The sequence below is a fragment of the Nostoc sp. EspVER01 genome (genome assembly GCF_034530635.1).
Taxonomy (GTDB): Bacteria; Cyanobacteriota; Cyanobacteriia; order Cyanobacteriales; family Nostocaceae; genus Nostoc.
Map to the genome: position 1 here is coordinate 13,045 of NZ_JAVRCS010000057.1, position 16,249 is coordinate 29,293.

General features: G+C 40.9%; 11 protein-coding genes and 1 tRNA gene. 7 read left to right on the top strand and 5 right to left on the bottom strand.

Going from position 1 to position 16,249, the window contains the following annotated elements; genetic code table 11:
• Nucleotides 1-134: 134 nt before the first annotated feature.
• The 3 genes from petJ to RMX69_RS27735 form a co-directional block, all read right to left on the bottom strand.
• A complete protein-coding gene (gene petJ / locus RMX69_RS27725) occupies nucleotides 135-470 on the bottom strand; it encodes a cytochrome c6 PetJ (RefSeq protein WP_289800093.1) in 336 nt (111 codons plus the stop codon).
• Between the two features lie 366 nt (nucleotides 471-836).
• Nucleotides 837-1,331: a GNAT family N-acetyltransferase gene (locus RMX69_RS27730; protein WP_289800092.1), complete on the bottom strand. Its 495-nt coding sequence runs from the start codon at nucleotides 1,329-1,331 to the stop codon at nucleotides 837-839.
• Between the two features lie 163 nt (nucleotides 1,332-1,494).
• On the bottom strand, nucleotides 1,495-2,667 hold the full coding sequence (locus RMX69_RS27735; protein WP_289798749.1) for an RpoD/SigA family RNA polymerase sigma factor: 1,173 nt from the start codon (nucleotides 2,665-2,667) through the stop codon (nucleotides 1,495-1,497).
• An 804-nt stretch (nucleotides 2,668-3,471) separates the two neighbouring features.
• On the opposite strand from RMX69_RS27735, the gene priA reads away from it, so the two are divergent.
• Both priA and RMX69_RS27745 read left to right on the top strand, forming a co-directional pair.
• On the top strand, nucleotides 3,472-6,078 hold the full coding sequence (gene priA / locus RMX69_RS27740) for a primosomal protein N' (protein WP_322639342.1): 2,607 nt from the start codon (nucleotides 3,472-3,474) through the stop codon (nucleotides 6,076-6,078).
• 505 nt (nucleotides 6,079-6,583) lie between these two features.
• The gene (locus RMX69_RS27745; protein ID WP_322639343.1) at nucleotides 6,584-8,782 is read left to right on the top strand and encodes an Ig-like domain-containing protein; all 2,199 of its coding nucleotides are present in this window, start codon (nucleotides 6,584-6,586) and stop codon (nucleotides 8,780-8,782) included.
• Nucleotides 8,783-9,303: 521 nt separating this feature from the next.
• On the opposite strand, the gene RMX69_RS27750 is transcribed toward RMX69_RS27745, so the two are convergent.
• Together RMX69_RS27750 and RMX69_RS27755 are read right to left on the bottom strand one after the other, a co-directional pair.
• On the bottom strand, nucleotides 9,304-9,429 hold the full coding sequence (locus tag RMX69_RS27750; RefSeq protein ID WP_289798746.1) for a hypothetical protein: 126 nt from the start codon (nucleotides 9,427-9,429) through the stop codon (nucleotides 9,304-9,306).
• Nucleotides 9,430-9,658: 229 nt separating this feature from the next.
• Nucleotides 9,659-9,730, bottom strand: a tRNA-Thr gene (locus RMX69_RS27755).
• A 372-nt stretch (nucleotides 9,731-10,102) separates the two neighbouring features.
• Here RMX69_RS27755 and argF point away from each other — a divergent pair.
• From argF to RMX69_RS27780, 5 genes are all read left to right on the top strand, one after another.
• On the top strand, nucleotides 10,103-11,023 hold the full coding sequence (gene argF / locus RMX69_RS27760; RefSeq protein WP_322639344.1) for an ornithine carbamoyltransferase: 921 nt from the start codon (nucleotides 10,103-10,105) through the stop codon (nucleotides 11,021-11,023).
• Nucleotides 11,024-11,234: 211 nt separating this feature from the next.
• Nucleotides 11,235-11,840 carry a transcriptional repressor LexA gene (gene lexA / locus RMX69_RS27765; RefSeq protein WP_289798744.1) on the top strand — a complete coding sequence of 202 codons (606 nt, stop codon included), beginning with the start codon at nucleotides 11,235-11,237 and terminating at the stop codon, nucleotides 11,838-11,840.
• Nucleotides 11,841-12,108: 268 nt separating this feature from the next.
• The gene (locus RMX69_RS27770; protein ID WP_322639345.1) at nucleotides 12,109-13,587 is read left to right on the top strand and encodes a DNA phosphorothioation system restriction enzyme; all 1,479 of its coding nucleotides are present in this window, start codon (nucleotides 12,109-12,111) and stop codon (nucleotides 13,585-13,587) included.
• Nucleotides 13,588-13,895: 308 nt separating this feature from the next.
• Nucleotides 13,896-14,069, top strand: a complete 174-nt coding sequence (locus tag RMX69_RS27775) for a hypothetical protein (protein ID WP_180277607.1) — start codon at nucleotides 13,896-13,898, stop codon at nucleotides 14,067-14,069.
• Complete coding sequence (locus RMX69_RS27780; protein ID WP_289798742.1) at nucleotides 14,066-16,138, top strand: AAA family ATPase; 2,073 nt, start codon at nucleotides 14,066-14,068, stop codon at nucleotides 16,136-16,138. The genes RMX69_RS27775 and RMX69_RS27780 overlap by 4 nt, the downstream gene beginning before the upstream one ends.
• Nucleotides 16,139-16,249 lie beyond the last annotated feature (111 nt).

Here is a 16,249-nt window from a genome sequence, read left to right on the forward strand (position 1 = left end):
TCTTGGAACAGTCTTTTTGTAAAGACTCTTAATCCCAAATTGGTATATGCATCCTGTTTGATAATTTCGGCAACTCTAAAATTAGCGGGGCTATTTGTCCCGCTAATTATTAATTTTTGAAGTTAGATTTTAATCTACTTCCAGCCATTATCTGCTTGTGAAAGCACATAAGCAGCTACATTTTCAATTTGTTCAGACTTCAAACGTTTGCCGAAGGCGGGCATAGCACCTTTACCGTTTGTAACCTGGGCAATAATCGCCTCTGCTGAGTACAAACCATACTTTTCCAAATCCGCCTTCTTCAGGCTTTTGGCAGCATTAACCAGATTTTTTCCTCCTGCGTGACAAGAGGCACAATTGGCACTAAATACTTTAGCTCCACCAGCAGCATCTGCTGCCAAAGCTGGACGACTGAAGGCAAAGGTGAAGATTGCTATGCCTAACAGCATGACTGTAATCATTTTTTTCATTTCGTGTTCTCTCTGCAATAACGGCTTATTCGGTGCAATATCCTCCATAATTGTGAGTTGACCCGTTGCCATAGTCAAATGACAAGCTGTCAAACTTTGCTTTATTAAATAAAGTTTTTGGATTTTGAATCTTGGTGATTTTAGATTTAGGTTTATTAGCCCAAAGCAATATGTAAAAAGAATAAATATGCTTCTCTCCAAAATACCCTAGCTTACTTGTTTACAAAAATGTGCATTATGCTGATGATTAAAATGACAATTTATATAATTCTGAATATTTTATAAAAAAAATGATTAAAATTTAAGGATGAAATATTAAAGATGAAAATCTTCCTGATTCATTCTTTATACTTCATCCTGTGTTTTTTATTTTACGGAACCTAATTGAGTAAGCATATCTTCTGTGACGCGACAAATTCGCCAATCATCTAATATAGATGCTCCCATACTACGGTAGAATTCTTGGGCTGACTCATTCCAATCTAAGACACTCCACTCTAATCGCCCACAATCACGTTCTACAGCTATCTGAGCTACTTTAGTTAAGAGAGCTTTACCAATACCTTGCCTGCGATATTCTGGTAAAACAAATAAATCTTCCAGATAAATTCCCGGCTTAGTCAGAAATGTTGAATAATTATGAAAAAATAGCGCAAAACCAACAGCTTGACCAGCAGATTCCGCTAATATTGCCTCTATATACCTCCGCGAACCAAATAAATGCTCCTGAAGTGCTAGAGCATTACCAGCGATCGCGTGAGATAATTTTTCATACTCTGCAAGCCCTTCAATTAATTTAAACAGTACGCTGCAATCGTCTGCTTGGGCAAAACGCACAATCAAATTGCTACCCGAAGTCATTAGTCTATAGTCCATAGTTTATAGTCCATAGTCTATAGGCAACTGGGCAATTTATTTTGAGTATTGACGAAACAAGAGCCGAAAAAAGCTACAAAACGCCCGATTTTTGCGAATTGCAAAGCTAATTAAGTTCCAGATTACATCTCTATCTTGAGCAATGTAATTAAATCAACCAACCTTTTAAGCGTTTGGCTATGTGAGGACGGCGCAATTTCCGCATGGCTTTGCTTTGAATTTGACGCACTCGCTCACGAGAAAGATTGAACATATTGCCAACCTCTTCTAAGGTGCAGGGTTCGCTGCTTGTCAAACCATAACGCAGAGAAATCACATCTTTTTCTCGTGGAGTTAACACATCACCCAAGACTTCCCAAATCTCCTGACGCATCATGTTTTCATTCATTTTTGCTTCTGGAGACAAGTTATCCTCATCTTCTAGCAAATCCATCAATTCCGTGTCTTCTTCTTTACCGACGCGGTGGTTGAGAGAAAGTGCTTGTCGCCGTAGCTGTTGTAGCTGGCGCAGTTGTTGCACACTAATCTCTAAATATTCTGCCATTTCACCTTCGGTAGGATTACGACAGAGTTTTTGTTTGAGTTCCCGTTGGGCTTTTTTTAGCTTGTTAAGCTTTTCAACAATATGAATCGGTAGTCGAATTGTTCGCGCATCATTAGCTATCGCTCTGGTAATGGCTTGTCTAATCCACCAATAGGCGTAAGTAGAAAACTTATATCCTTTATCGGGATCAAACTTTTCTGTAGCGCGATTTAAGCCCATTGCTCCTTCCTGAATTAAATCCAGAAAAGGCACTCCTCGATTCAAGTATCGTTTAGCAATAGAAACAACCAATCTCAAGTTAGAGCGAATCATTTTGCGTTTCGCTACTCTCCCTTGATACAAGCGACTTTCTAGTTGCTTTTCCGTCATTCCTAGCTCGGAAGCCACTTCTAATTTGCTGGCTTCATGTTCCAGCTTTAACTCTAAAGCCGCTTGTATTTCTCTAAATTCCTCTAGAAACCTGACTCGCCGCGCTAATTCTACTTCCTCATCAGCTTTTAAAAGCGGATAACGCGCCATTTCTTTAAAAAATGCGCCGACAGCATCATCATGTTCGGTTTTGTTGTATCCCGAAGGACGAGCCGCCGCCATGTCATCGCCATCGCGTTCGTCTGATTCCAGATTTTCTACTACAATTGGAGATTCTGCTTCTGCCACTGCATTTAAACTATCGAGTGATGGTTCTTCGATATCAGCAGCATTCTCCAGTATTTCCATTTTTCCCAATTCAACAATATTCATATTTTCCTTTAGGGATTGTTGCTTTGTTTGGTACATAATTTATTTACACCTACTCGTTTGAGGCTTGGTAGTTTTCCCTAATGGACGATGCACCCGTAAAAAATAGCGAAATATAGGCTGATGCTAATTTGTCTACAGAAATAAAAATCGGCATCTACCTAGTACCTATAGGTTACAGTTATATACAACCTATAACGAAACTTACCTTAGCACCCAGCAAAACTTTTTCTTACGATTCCCAGCAGATATATTCTTCATTTTTTTCTGAATTATCAAATATGTCAAACCTCCTCAAACTTTCTCAACCTTAACAAATATAAAAATTCCAGCTAACCATCCAAATTTCTTAAACTTTCATATATTTTTCTAAATATTTATAGTGTTTTAGGCGCTGGATACGACTGTATAAAAGGAAGACCTACTAATAGGTTACGCATTCCCGATTTGATTTCAAGTTACCTACATGATACAAATTACAAGAGTAGCAGCTTAATTTTGGGACGATATTACTCTGTATAAAAGCATCTCATATACAGAAACGGTTGAATATCTACCGATAGGCGGAAAAAGGCTACTCCATATCTAGTAGATAGAGTAACTGTTGCAGCAATAGCCGACATGCTTTTATTTGTATAGTGGGCACCAAATATTTATTGCATATATAGTTGATACGAATTTGTCTAGTAGATTACATAAGAGGAAAATTATCAAGTATTATGAAGAATAACAGTATTGAGAAATACCATTTAAATTGAAGAAAGCGAAAAACTAAAGTTTAGTTAGCTAGGTTGATTTTGACCAGCTATGTGAGGAAAATATTTAATTATAAAATCAGCAAGTATGTATATTAATGACATAAATTTATCTTCTTTAGTGGTGAGTGAACCGAGTGAATCATATCAGTCAGGTGAAACTGTTAATCGGTGGGTTGAAGTATTGGTAGACTGTCCAGGAGCCTCAACAGAATTAGAGAAAGGGGAAAAACTTTATACGTATCGATTAGCTGCCAAGTTAGAAGTAAAACCAGGGGATATTTTGAGTGTGCCTTTTGGTTTTCAACGACTGGGAGGGGTAGCTATTCGTATATTGGCAAAACCCCCAGCAAATTTAGCAGCAGAAGAAATCAAGGAAGTAGAAGATGTCATTCAGAGGGATTTCATCGGAGATAGTTACTTGACGCTGCTTGAACGAGTATCACAGTATTATTACACACCCTTAATTCAGGTGATACGTATGGCGTTACCGCCTGGGTTATTGGGACGATCGCAGCATCGGATTCGGCTCAAGCGAGAAAACATTCCCAATGGTGCAGTAGAATTCCTTGGTTCAAAGGCAGCTCGTCAAATTCTCCAAATTCTGCAATCTCAAGTTGATGGGGACTACAGTTTCAAATTCCTCAAGCGCCAAGTTCAAGGATTTGATCGGGGAAAAAAGCAATTACTCGAACGCAATTGGGCAGAAAGTTATGTGGAATTACTTAGATATTCTCAACCCCAGACAAAACCAGTAGTCACGTTAGTTGCCGATGGTTCTTACATTGATTTAAATAAGCGTCAGCGGGAAATTTTAAAAGTGCTACGCGATTGTGGTGGCGAGTTGTGGCTAAATGAGTTCCTACAGATTTGTAAGACAACTACCCCTACGCTAAAAGGGTTAGAACAAAAGGGCTGTATCGTCATTGAAGAACGGGAAGTATTGCGAAGAGAACAAGGCCCAGTATTAGCCAAAGATCAACCAAAATCATTAAATGCAGCTCAAGCTAGCGCTTTAGGGACAATCCAGACATTAGATGGATTTGCTCAAGTTTTATTGCATGGAGTGACAGGTTCAGGAAAAACCGAAGTATATTTGCAAGCGATCGCACCTCTGTTCAATCAAGGTAAATCTGCTCTGGTTTTAGTCCCAGAAATTGGACTTACACCGCAGCTAACCGATCGTTTTCGCGCCCGTTTTGGTAATAAAGTCAGCGTTTATCACAGCGCCCTTTCCGACGGTGAACGTTACGACACTTGGCGGCAAATGCTCACCGGAGAACCTCAAGTTGTCATTGGGACTCGTAGCGCTGTCTTCGCTCCTTTGCCCAACTTGGGTTTAATTATTTTAGATGAAGAACACGATAGCAGCTTCAAACAAGATTCCCCTATACCCACCTACCACGCCCGTACCGTTGCCCTGTGGCGAGCCGAATTAGAAAATTGCCCCTTGGTGTTGGGTTCTGCTACGCCTTCGTTGGAAACTTGGGTAAGTGTGGAGAGGCAGGGGGCAGGGGGCAGGGGGCAGGGAGCAGGGGGAGAATTCGTAACTCCTCACTCTTCACTCCTCACTCCTCACTCCTTACTCAGCACTCAGAACTCATTCAGCACTCATTATTTAAGTTTGCCTGAACGCATTAATTCTCGCCCTTTACCGCCGGTGGAAATCGTCGATATGCGGCAAGAGTTGCAACAGGGAAATCGTTCTATATTTAGTAGATCGCTGCAAGCAGCTTTGCAAGAGTTGCAAGAAAGAAAACAACAGGGAATTTTATTTATCCATCGCCGGGGACACAGTACTTTTGTTTCTTGCCGCAGTTGTGGATATGTGTTGGAATGTCCGCATTGTGATGTATCGCTGGCATATCACCATACCGAAGAAAAAGCGCCGGAATTATTGCGGTGTCATTATTGTAATTATGCGCGATCGCATCCCAAATTTTGTCCTGATTGTAGTTCTCCTTACCTGAAATTTTTCGGTAGCGGTACTCAACGGGTAACGCAGGAACTAGCACGACAGTTCCCAGAGTTACGCTTGATTCGTTTTGATAGCGATACCACCCGCAACAAAGGCTCACACCGTACCCTACTCACGCAGTTTGCCAACGGTGAAGCAGATTTATTAGTCGGTACGCAAATGCTCACCAAAGGTTTGGATTTACCACAGGTGACACTTGTGGGCGTTGTCGCCGCCGATGGATTGCTAAATTTATCAGATTATCGCGCCAGTGAACGAGCGTTTCAAACCTTGACTCAAGTCGCTGGACGTGCTGGTAGAGGTGAAGATCCAGGTAGAGTGATTGTGCAGACTTATACTACAGAGCATCAGGTAATTGCAGCAGTGCGATCGCACGATTATCAGTCTTTCTCTCAAGCTGAGTTAGAACAACGCCAAGCACTCAATTATCCTCCTTATGGGCGGTTAATTTTGTTGCGCTTAAGTAGTCTCGACCCGATTCAAGTGCAAAATACGGCGCAAGTTATTGCTACAGCCTTGAGTACAGAAGAAGAATTCGAGATATTGGGCCCAGCACCAGCGAGTATTTTACGGGTAGCTAATCGTTATCGCTGGCAGATATTGATTAAATTTGCCCCCGATGCCTTACCGCGATTACCAGATTGGGAAGAAGTGCGATCGCTTTGTCCTTCGTCTGTAAGTTTAACTATTGATGTAGACCCATTAAATATTATGTGATCGTTATGCGTAGGCGTAGCCCGCACTTCGGCTGCGCTCAGGAACCACCCGTCGTAGACATCGTAAATTACTACCCCAAGGAGCCAAAGCTAGGCTTTGGCTCCTTGGGGTAGAATGACCGTGGAATCATATTTAACTTATAAAAACATTATATTAACTGTATATTAACAGCACATTAAAAAATTAACTCTGCCAGTACCAATTAAAAATTGGTTTATGATAATAATTTTGAAAATTTATTGCTTTTTCCGTAATCATACTGTGGCAAGTTGAGGAATTAGAAAGTTCCTTTATAATTCTCTTAAAAAGAAGTTCATTACTTATGTAATTTCAAGTATTTATTAAATATTTTTTATACAGTCTGGAGAAATAGTTCCCTGAGACTTGCGGTCATTACGTTCGTTTCTAGCCAGTGAAGGATTGCCAGGAATAATCATTGCAGATACCTGGCCAATGTTAATGGACTACTCACGTATCAACTACGAACACAACGGCAAGGCATACTATGATTTACAAGATCAAACCCAAAATACTGGTATTAGTAATTGTTCAAGGGATTGCTTTCCAACCAAATGACGCGCCTGTACCATCTGGGTATATTAAAGATATCGGTCAAGCCTACAATGATACTAGAGGCTTTGGTTGGGTGCGTGAAGATAGCTTAGGCAATACTACACCCACTCCCCTTGATATCCAACTCAATACACGCGATCGCAACCAAAGTGGCATCGATCGGCGACTCAATAGACTGATTCATCTACAATATCCTGCTAGCAATGCGGGAACAGCAGTTAGGATACCTGCTGCTTGGGAATATGCCCTATCTAATGGTTCTTACAATGTGACTGTTAGCGTCGGTGATGCTAGTAATCCTGTAAATAGTAAGCACCAGATTAATATAGAAGGGACGGCTGCTATTTCTGGCTTTGTACCAACGCCAACCAAAAAGTTTGCCGCAATTACTCGGATTGTTAATGTTGCCGATGGCAAGCTGACAATTGATGCTAAACGTGGTAAGAATACTAAGCTCAACTATATTGCGATCGCACCAGGTAATCGTCCCTCGATCAGAACGACCAATCCCAATGATGGTCAGACAAATCTCTCGCCAGATATTTCGATTACAGCAGACCTAAATCTTCCCAATAGTGGGATTGCGGTTAATACTATTTCTGCCTCCACTATCAAGCTGATTGATTGCAGCACTAACACGCAAGTCAATACCACTTATAACACTTCCGGTGGTGGAGATGTGATTGTAGTGTCTCCGATAAATCGTCTCAAGAACAATACCAAATATTTGTTACAAATCACCGACGGGGTTAAAGATAGCAATGGTGCTGCATTCTTACCCTATAGCATCAGTTTCACAACAGGTACGTTTGTGAACCCAGTCAGCAATATTACTTTCGAGCAAATCTCGCTAGCGAATGTACCTACCAAATCTTACACCACAGTCTTAATTGGGCCTGACAATAAACTCTATGCTGCCACCCTACTAGGTGAGATTTTGCGTTTCCCGATCAATGCTGATGGTACTCTGGGTACGCCACAAACGATTTCCTCATTGCAGACTGCAAATGGTGGTAATCGAACGATCATTGGTATGCACTTTGATCCTTCATCAACCAATGCCAACAACCTAATTCTCTGGGTAACAAATAACTACTACTGGAATGGAACTATTGATGCACCAGAGTGGACTGGTAAGATTACTCGTTTAAGCGGCACCAATCTAGAGACAGTAAAAGACTATGTGGTTGATTTACCGCGATCGAGTCGGGATCATCTAACCAATAGCATTGAGTTCAAGCCCAACGAGCCAAACGTGCTGTATGTGTTGCAGGGTAGTAATAATAGTACGGGCGCACCAAATACTGCCTGGAGTAATCGTCCTGAGCAGTTGTTAACTGCTGCTGTATTACGAGTTGACCTGTCCAAAATCACCTCACCTCCTTTAAGCGTTAAGACAGAAGATGGAGGTACTTATAACCCCTTTAATCCGGGAGCGCCTGTAACTATCTTTGCTAGTGGTATACGTAATGGCTACGATCTGGTTTGGCATACCAATGGTCAGTTATATGTGCCAACGAATGGTTCGGCGGCTGGTGGCAATACGCCAAATACACCTATCCCTTTACCTCTTGCCTGCCAAAACCGGATTGATAAGACTATTAATGGGGCTTATACTACTCCACCGGTGCCTGGTCTTAGCAGTCTAGGCACGCAGCGAGACTTTCTGTTTCGCGTTGTTAAAGATGGTTATTATGGCCATCCCAATCCGAAGCGTTGTGAGTGGGTGTTGGGTGGAGGAAATCCTACAGCTGGTACAGACCCAGTTCAGATCAATGAATATCCCGTTGGTACTCTACCTGACCGGAATTGGAAGGGTATTGCCTTCGATTTCGGAGAGCATTTTTCACCTAATGGCGTCATTGAATATCGTAGTAATGCTTTAGGTGGTCAGCTGCAAGGCAAACTGCTGGTGACACGCTTCAGTTTAGGGAAAGATATCATTGTGCTAACACCAGGTGGCGCAAACTTGGATATTGTAAATTCCCAAACGGCTATTAGTGGCTTCACTGGTTTTAATCCAAGTCCATTGGATTTGGTTGAGAATCCCACGAATGGAAATCTCTACGTGGCGCAACTCAGTCAAGAGACGGGCATGGGCAAAATTACACTTCTGCGTCCACTTAATTAATATCAGTACCGAGCGATCGCATTGGACTGATTAAAAACCGTATTGCCCAAAACAAACAGATGCAGGACTTACGCAACTGGCACAAGCAATGGTGCCAGTTGCGTAAGTCCTGAATTTATTTGCTCAAGGGACTTTACCGAAATCACCTTTTGATATCATGTCCGCTTGATTACTTACTAAACCCCAAGAACCCCACCCCGCCAAAGCTGCGCTTTGTCTCCCCTCCCCGCTTGCGGGGAGGGGCTGGGGGTGGGGTGCAATGACTGTGGTTAGCATAACTAATTATGCGGACATGATATGATTACAAAATTGATGTCTGTCCAAGACCAACAGACGACAATCCATCTCACGCGCAAATTGAGCCATCTCCTAGTTACACGAACAAAGGAACTTTTAGAAAAGTTGCAGAAAAGCTGGCACGGCTTGCAACCAAGAGAATCAAGAAAGAAGATTGGGAGATTAAACCACAGGATTTACCAACCTAGTCGATCCTGATATGCTCATCATCTGTCCATATTCACTTAAAACACCACTGTGTGGAGTGGTGTTTTTGTTTGAGATGGCTCAAAAATATATTTAGCCAAAAATTGAGCGATCAAGCGATCGCCTGAAAAACGTTGTAACCAACTGCCAATCAGGGCGGTCATCAAAAAGCGATCGCACCTGTTCAATTTCCAAAGTGCTGGGAATGCCCCTAACCCCTACTTTACCTGCTTTCAGGCGATCGTTAACTGCTTCAAGAGTCTATTTCATCGCCCGACACCCGAACTAAATCTGAACTCAATCTTTTCCACAGTTAACCATATTTCAAGGTAATTTAGCACAAAAGCATTACCAAAAAGGCAAAAATCCCTCAAACCTGGGGTTTTGCGTTAAAGCCAGCAGCGGGATTTGAACTCGCGACCTTCCGATTACAAGTCGGATGCACTACCACTGTGCTATGCTGGCAAGTCTGACGATTACTCTTAATTAGCAACCACGATTCATCATTGTACCATAATCTATTTATTTGTCTAGCTGTAAATTCTAAAAAATATCTGCTTCATCATAAAATTAGGCTAAAAGACTAGAAATTTTAGCAATATCGCTGCTTTTGTGCGCCTAGATAATTGTTCTGGCGTTGCCATTGTGATGAACCAGAAACAATCACGCATTCTGAATTACTGATAAGCTTGATAAATTAATTAATATGCATGGCAAAAGCTAACTAAAATTCTGGGCTGGGCGCAAAAATATCTGGCGCAGTTCTAAAACTATATTTTCTTGGCACGGCTGAATAAAGGAACAGAAATATATAATTATTTTTTACAGATTACAAGCATGGCAGCATTGCTCGGACGAGATTTATTAAGTCTAGCGGACATTAGTTCTACGGAACTTCAAGAACTCCTGCAATTGGCAACTCAACTTAAATCACAGCAGTTGAAGTTGCAGTGTAATAAAGTTTTGGGGTTGTTGTTCTCCAAAGCTTCAACTCGTACACGGGTAAGTTTTACAGTAGCGATGTACCAACTTGGTGGACAGGTAATCGATCTCAACCCTAATGTCACTCAAGTGAGTCGCGGGGAACCTTTGCAGGATACGGCGCGGGTGTTAGATCGATATCTGGATATTTTGGCAATTCGCACTTTTGCCCAGCAGGATTTGGAAACTTTTGCTCACTATGCCAAGATTCCGGTGATTAACGCACTTACCGATGCAGAACATCCTTGTCAGGTATTAGCTGATTTATTGACGATTCAAGAAAGCTTTGGCACTCTAGCTGGGTTAACTTTAACCTACGTGGGTGATGGGAATAATGTGGCTAATTCTCTGATGTTAGGCTGTGCTTTGGTAGGGATGAATGTCAGAATTGCTACTCCTAGCGGATATGAGCCAGATTCTCAGATTGTAGAGCAAGCAAGAGCGATCGCTAATCACAAAACTGAAGTCCTCTTAACTCACGATCCAGAATTAGCGGCTAAGGGAGCTGCTGTACTTTACACTGATGTTTGGGCGAGTATGGGGCAAGAGGCAGAAGCAGATAACCGAATGCCAATTTTCCAGCCTTACCAAATTTCGGAACAGCTATTGAGTCTTGCCGAGCCAGGGGCAATTGTTTTACACTGCTTACCAGCTCATCGCGGTGAAGAAATTACCGAAGCTGTTATTGAAGGTTCTCAATCACGAGTTTGGGAACAGGCAGAAAATCGTCTCCACGCTCAAAAAGCTTTACTTGCAAGTCTTTTAGGGGCAGAGTAAGGGAATAGGGCACAGGGGATAGGGTATAATTTTTTTCCTTATAACCTGTAAGCTCTAACCTGTAACCTGTAATATTCTTTATTTGTCAAAAGGCAAAAGAGAAGAAAATAATTTTGCTTTTGCCTTTCATATTTTTACTTTTCTCTTGTTATGGGGAGTTTTTTGTAGTACTAATGTTCTAGAGACATTTATAATTACTTCCCGCAAATTTATGGAACGTCTAACTGAAGCTCAACAAGAACTTTATGAATGGTTAGCAGAATACATCAGAACGCACCAGCATTCGCCTTCTATTCGGCAAATGATGCAAGCGATGAACCTGAAGTCACCAGCACCAATTCAAAGTCGTTTAGAACATTTACGCACTAAGGGATATATAGAATGGACCGAAGGACAAGCGCGAACAATTCGGATTTTGCGTTCTGTTAAGCAAGGTGTACCAATTTTGGGCACGATCGCGGCTGGTGGTTTAATAGAACCGTTTACTGATGCTGTAGATCATTTAGACTTTTCTAATTTTGATTTACCTCCCCAAACCTACGCTTTGCGCGTAGCTGGCGATAGTATGATTGAAGATTTAATTACTGATGGCGATGTGGTATTTCTGCGTCCAGTAGCAGAACCAAATCATTTAAAAAATGGTACTATCGTCGCCGCCAGAGTAGATGGATTTGGTACAACATTAAAACGTTTTTATCGCCAAGGCGATCGCGTTACCCTCAAACCAGCAAATCCTAAGTACAATCCCATAGAAGTCAGCGCTATGCAAGTACAGGTGCAAGGTTCTCTCATTGGTGTTTGGCGCGGTTACAACTGAGTAGTAAGAGAGTGATGAGTGATGAGTGATGAGTTTTAAATTAAGGACTTCCAAGAAATAATTTATCCAAATGAACGAACCACAGAGACGCGGAGAACACAGAGAGGAGAAATAGAGAAAATTTTTGCATCAGTTTTGGGATATTTTTTATTTGGAAGTCCCTTACCAACTCCCAACTCCTAACTCCTAACTCCTAACTCCTAACTCCTAACTCCCAACTCCTAACTTCTAACTCCTAACTCCTAACTCCTAACTCCTAACTCCCACTATGTACCTGACGCAAAATCCAGTGCAACAACTGCCCACTTTCCGGTTGAAATTACCATTTGCAAGGGAAAGTAAGGGCAGTTATCACACGCAACCATTACCAGGATGCCCAAGAATGCCTCCGTCTCTGCAATTGCGGCAATATCAGCGCCAAGCGATCGCTAGCTGGTTTACCAACAATGGCAGAGGGACGCTGAAAATGGCTACTGGTAGTGGTAAAACTATTACCGCATTAGCGATCGCTTGTGAATTATATCAGCAGATTAATTTACAAGTTCTGGTGGTGGTATGTCCCTATCGCCATCTCGTCACCCAATGGGCGCGAGAGTGTGAAAAATTTAATTTGCAACCCATTTTAGCCTTTGAGAATTTACGCACTTGGCAAAGTCAACTTTCTACGCAAATTTATAATCTGCGTTCTGGTTCTCAACGGTTTGTCACGGTTATCACTACGAACTCCACTTTAATTGGAGATGGGTTTCAGTCTCAACTCAAATATTTTCCCGCCAAAACTCTAATTATTGGGGATGAAGCCCATAATTTAGGCGCACCCAAGTTAGAAGAAAGTTTACCGCGTAGTGTTGGGTTGAGACTGGCTTTATCTGCCACACCGGAAAGGTATTTTGATGATTTTGGCACGCAATCTCTATTTGATTATTTTGGCCCAGTTCTCCAACCAGAGTTTACTTTGAGGGATGCGATCGCTCAAGGGGCTTTGGTGCATTATCTGTATTATCCGGTGCTGGTGGAGTTAACTGAAGCAGAAAGTATTGCCTATTTAAAGTTAACTAAAAGAATTGGGCGATCGCTACTATATAGAGAACGAGAAAATGGACAAGCGGGAAACTTTGAAGACAATGAAGATTTAAAGCCGTTATTGATGCAAAGGGCAAGGTTAATTGGGGCGGCGGAAAATAAATTAAATGCTTTGCGGGATTTAATGATTACTCGCCGCGAAACTAGTCACACTCTTTTTTATTGTAGTGATGGTTCCCAAGATGCGGGACAACGTTCATCTCTACGCCAACTCAAAGCTGTTGCTAAAATTCTGGGAGTGGATTTGGGGTATAAGGTAAGCACCTATACGGCTCAAACAACTTTACAAGAAAGGGAAATTTTACGTCATCAATTTGAAAGTGGTGAGTTGCAAGGTTTGGTAGCAATTCGTTGTTTAGATGAAGGTGTCGATATTCCAGCAATTCAAACTGCGGTGATTTTATCAAGTTCTGGTAATCCTCGCCAATTTATCCAGCGACGGGGGCGAGTTTTACGTCCTCATCCGGCTAAGGAACGCGCCACTATATTTGACATGATTGTTTTGCCACCAGATTTAGATAGAGAAACTATAGAAGTTGAGCGTAATCTTTTAAAAAAGGAATTACGGCGCTTTGTAGAATTTGCTGATTTGGCTGATAATGCAGGTGTTGCAAGAATGAAGTTACTTGATTTACAAAAGCGATACGGTTTATTAGATATTTGATAATGAACCAGAAAATAGCTGTACTTTTTTATAAAATTTTTCGAGTTTTGAAAAAAGAAGCATTAAGTATGAAATAATAGAATTATGGATTTGATCATAATGGGATGTAAGTCGCTTTAAAAATTTTACTTACATCCCATTATGATCTAGATTCATTAAAATATATAATAACAGAAAATAATTAAAGAATAAAGTCTTTTTTCAAATAAAATTAGGATTTTAAAGATAACGCTAATAGTGGGTTTACGGAGGCTATTCTAGCACTAGAGAAAGTTAAAATGTAGAAAAACTATATTTTAAAATTTGATATGTCACAAGAGGCGAATATCGACGATGTGCAGGAGCCAATAACTAGCGCACCGCCGGAAGTACGGCAAATTATTGAGCGCGTATGGAAGCTAGAAAAAGGCAGGTTAGATAAGAAGATTAACAGCCATATAAATGATAATATTTTAGACATTATTAAGGAAGAAGTGCGATGAAGCTGACTTCAATCAAGCTCTGCAACTTTCGCTCCTTTTATGGTATGACACCAGAGATGATCATCGCTGGGGGAGAGGCTCAGAACACGACAATTATTCATGGCAATAATGGCTCTGGTAAAACTAGCTTGCTGAATGCCTTTACGTGGGTATTGTATGATAAATTTAGTGCAGCGTTCGCATCGATAGAGCAGTTAGTGAATAAGCGTGCGATCGCAGAAACTCAAAAAGGTCAAGCTGTAGAATGTTGGGTAGAGATTGGCTGGGAACATGAAGGTAAACGCTATCGAGTGAAACGCACCTGTCGGGGTTATAAAAACGAAGGTGATTTTGATGCTGGTAAAACTCAATTAACTATGTGGGTTGGTGCGGATGATGGCAAATGGAATATCCCAATCCAGCAACCAGACGATATAATTAATCAAATTTTACCAGCTAGTTTACATCAATATTTTTTCTTTGACGGCGAACGAATTGAAGAAATAGTCCGTTCTGATAAAAAAGCTGAAATTGCCGAGGCTACAAAAATTTTCTTGGGTGTGGAAGTAATCAACCGTTCCATCAGACATTTAGGAGATGCTAAAAAAACTTTAGAAAATGAGTTGAAAGCTATTGGTGATTCTGAAACTAAACAGCTATTACGACAGCAAGAAAAGATAGAAAGAGAACGTGAACGCATTACCAAACGCCAAACTGAAATTAAAGAAGAGTTAGAATATCAACAAACTTTTAAAAAAGAGACAAGTAATCGTTTGCGAGAATTGAGTGCAGCTAAAGAATTGCAAGAAAGATGGCAGGATTTAGAATCGCAGAAACTTGCGAATCAAGAAGAATATAAAAAAACGAAGGAAGCGCTGAAAAAAGTTATCTCTGCGCGGGGTTATACTGTTTTATTGTCAGAAACTACATCCCAGTTCCGAGGAATTATCAATGATTTAAAGCAGCGTGGCGAATTAACATCAGGAATTTCGCGGGAATTTGTCAATGATTTACTCAATTCTCAACGCTGTATTTGTGGTGCAGAATTACACGAGGGTAATCATTCTCATACTCATGTGAGTACTTGGTTAAATAAAGCAGGTTCTTCGGCGGTAGAAGAAACTGCAATTCGGATGATAGCACAAGTAGATGAAATTGATAAGCAAGCAATAGGATTTTGGGAAGAAGTTGATAGAGAACAAACCAGGATTAATCAGTTAAGGCAAAGCATATCTCAAATTGAAGGCGATTTAGACAATATTCAAGAACGGTTGCGAAAAGATGCTAATGAAGAAATTAGCAGTCTACAAAAACGGTTAGATGAAATTGAAAGTAAAATTGATGAATTAAATCGAGAACAGGGTGCAAATCAGCAGCAAATTGCTCAACTCACAACTGAAATTGAAGGTTTAAATAAACAAATTGCTAAACAAAAGCTGAACGAAGATAAGCAAACTCTAGCACAGCGACGAATTAATGCCACTCAAGATGCAATCGAACGCTTAACGGAAGTTAGAAATCGTCAAGAACAACAATTTCGTCTGCAACTAGAAAAGCGAGTACAAGAAATATTTATGGAGATTTCTGTGACTCCATACATTCCTAAAATTAGCGATAAATATGAACTTACATTAGTAGAAAATACCACAGGTATAGAAGCACCCGTTGCAGCATCCACCGGAGAGAATCAAATTCTCAGTTTATCCTTTATTGCCAGCATCATTGACAAAGTGCGGGAATGGAGTGAGAAACGAAAAATGATGATGATTCCCGATAGTAGCACTTTCCCAATTGTGATGGATTCGCCGTTTGGTAGTTTAGATGAAAATTCGCGGCGACACATTGCGAAGACGATTCCCCAATTAGCGAATCAGTTGATAGTTTTAGTAACTAAAACTCAATGGCGGGGTGAAGTAGAAGCAGAAATGACAAATAGAATTGGGAGAGAATATGTGCTGACGTATTATTCTTCTAAGCCAGATTGCGAACAAGATTATATTGAGTTGGGTGGAGAAAGATATCCTTTGGTGAAACAAAGTCCGAATGAGTTTGAATATACTGAAATTATCGCAGTTGAACGTAATCTTTAAAGGATAAATTTAGGGATTTGGGAGTTACATCCTTATGAGGAGGGGGATGAAGTTCATTGGGAGCATCCACTTTTGGCAGAAACACTCAAATAGCAAGTAAACCATTCAGAT

What these genes read in the sequence shown, in the direction of transcription:
- RMX69_RS27745 (WP_322639343.1), top strand. Translation starts at nt 6,584, where the DNA reads ATGATTTACAAGATCAAACCCAAAATACTGGTATTAGTAATTGTTCAA.
- RMX69_RS27750 (WP_289798746.1), bottom strand. Translation starts at nt 9,429, where the DNA reads ATGACCGCCCTGATTGGCAGTTGGTTACAACGTTTTTCAGGCGATCGC.
- RMX69_RS27730 (WP_289800092.1), bottom strand. Translation starts at nt 1,331, where the DNA reads ATGACTTCGGGTAGCAATTTGATTGTGCGTTTTGCCCAAGCAGACGAT.
- RMX69_RS27780 (WP_289798742.1), top strand. Translation starts at nt 14,066, where the DNA reads ATGAAGCTGACTTCAATCAAGCTCTGCAACTTTCGCTCCTTTTATGGT.
- petJ (WP_289800093.1), bottom strand. Translation starts at nt 470, where the DNA reads ATGAAAAAAATGATTACAGTCATGCTGTTAGGCATAGCAATCTTCACC.
- RMX69_RS27735 (WP_289798749.1), bottom strand. Translation starts at nt 2,667, where the DNA reads ATGTACCAAACAAAGCAACAATCCCTAAAGGAAAATATGAATATTGTT.
- lexA (WP_289798744.1), top strand. Translation starts at nt 11,235, where the DNA reads ATGGAACGTCTAACTGAAGCTCAACAAGAACTTTATGAATGGTTAGCA.
- argF (WP_322639344.1), top strand. Translation starts at nt 10,103, where the DNA reads ATGGCAGCATTGCTCGGACGAGATTTATTAAGTCTAGCGGACATTAGT.
- RMX69_RS27775 (WP_180277607.1), top strand. Translation starts at nt 13,896, where the DNA reads ATGTCACAAGAGGCGAATATCGACGATGTGCAGGAGCCAATAACTAGC.
- priA (WP_322639342.1), top strand. Translation starts at nt 3,472, where the DNA reads ATGTATATTAATGACATAAATTTATCTTCTTTAGTGGTGAGTGAACCG.
- RMX69_RS27770 (WP_322639345.1), top strand. Translation starts at nt 12,109, where the DNA reads ATGTACCTGACGCAAAATCCAGTGCAACAACTGCCCACTTTCCGGTTG.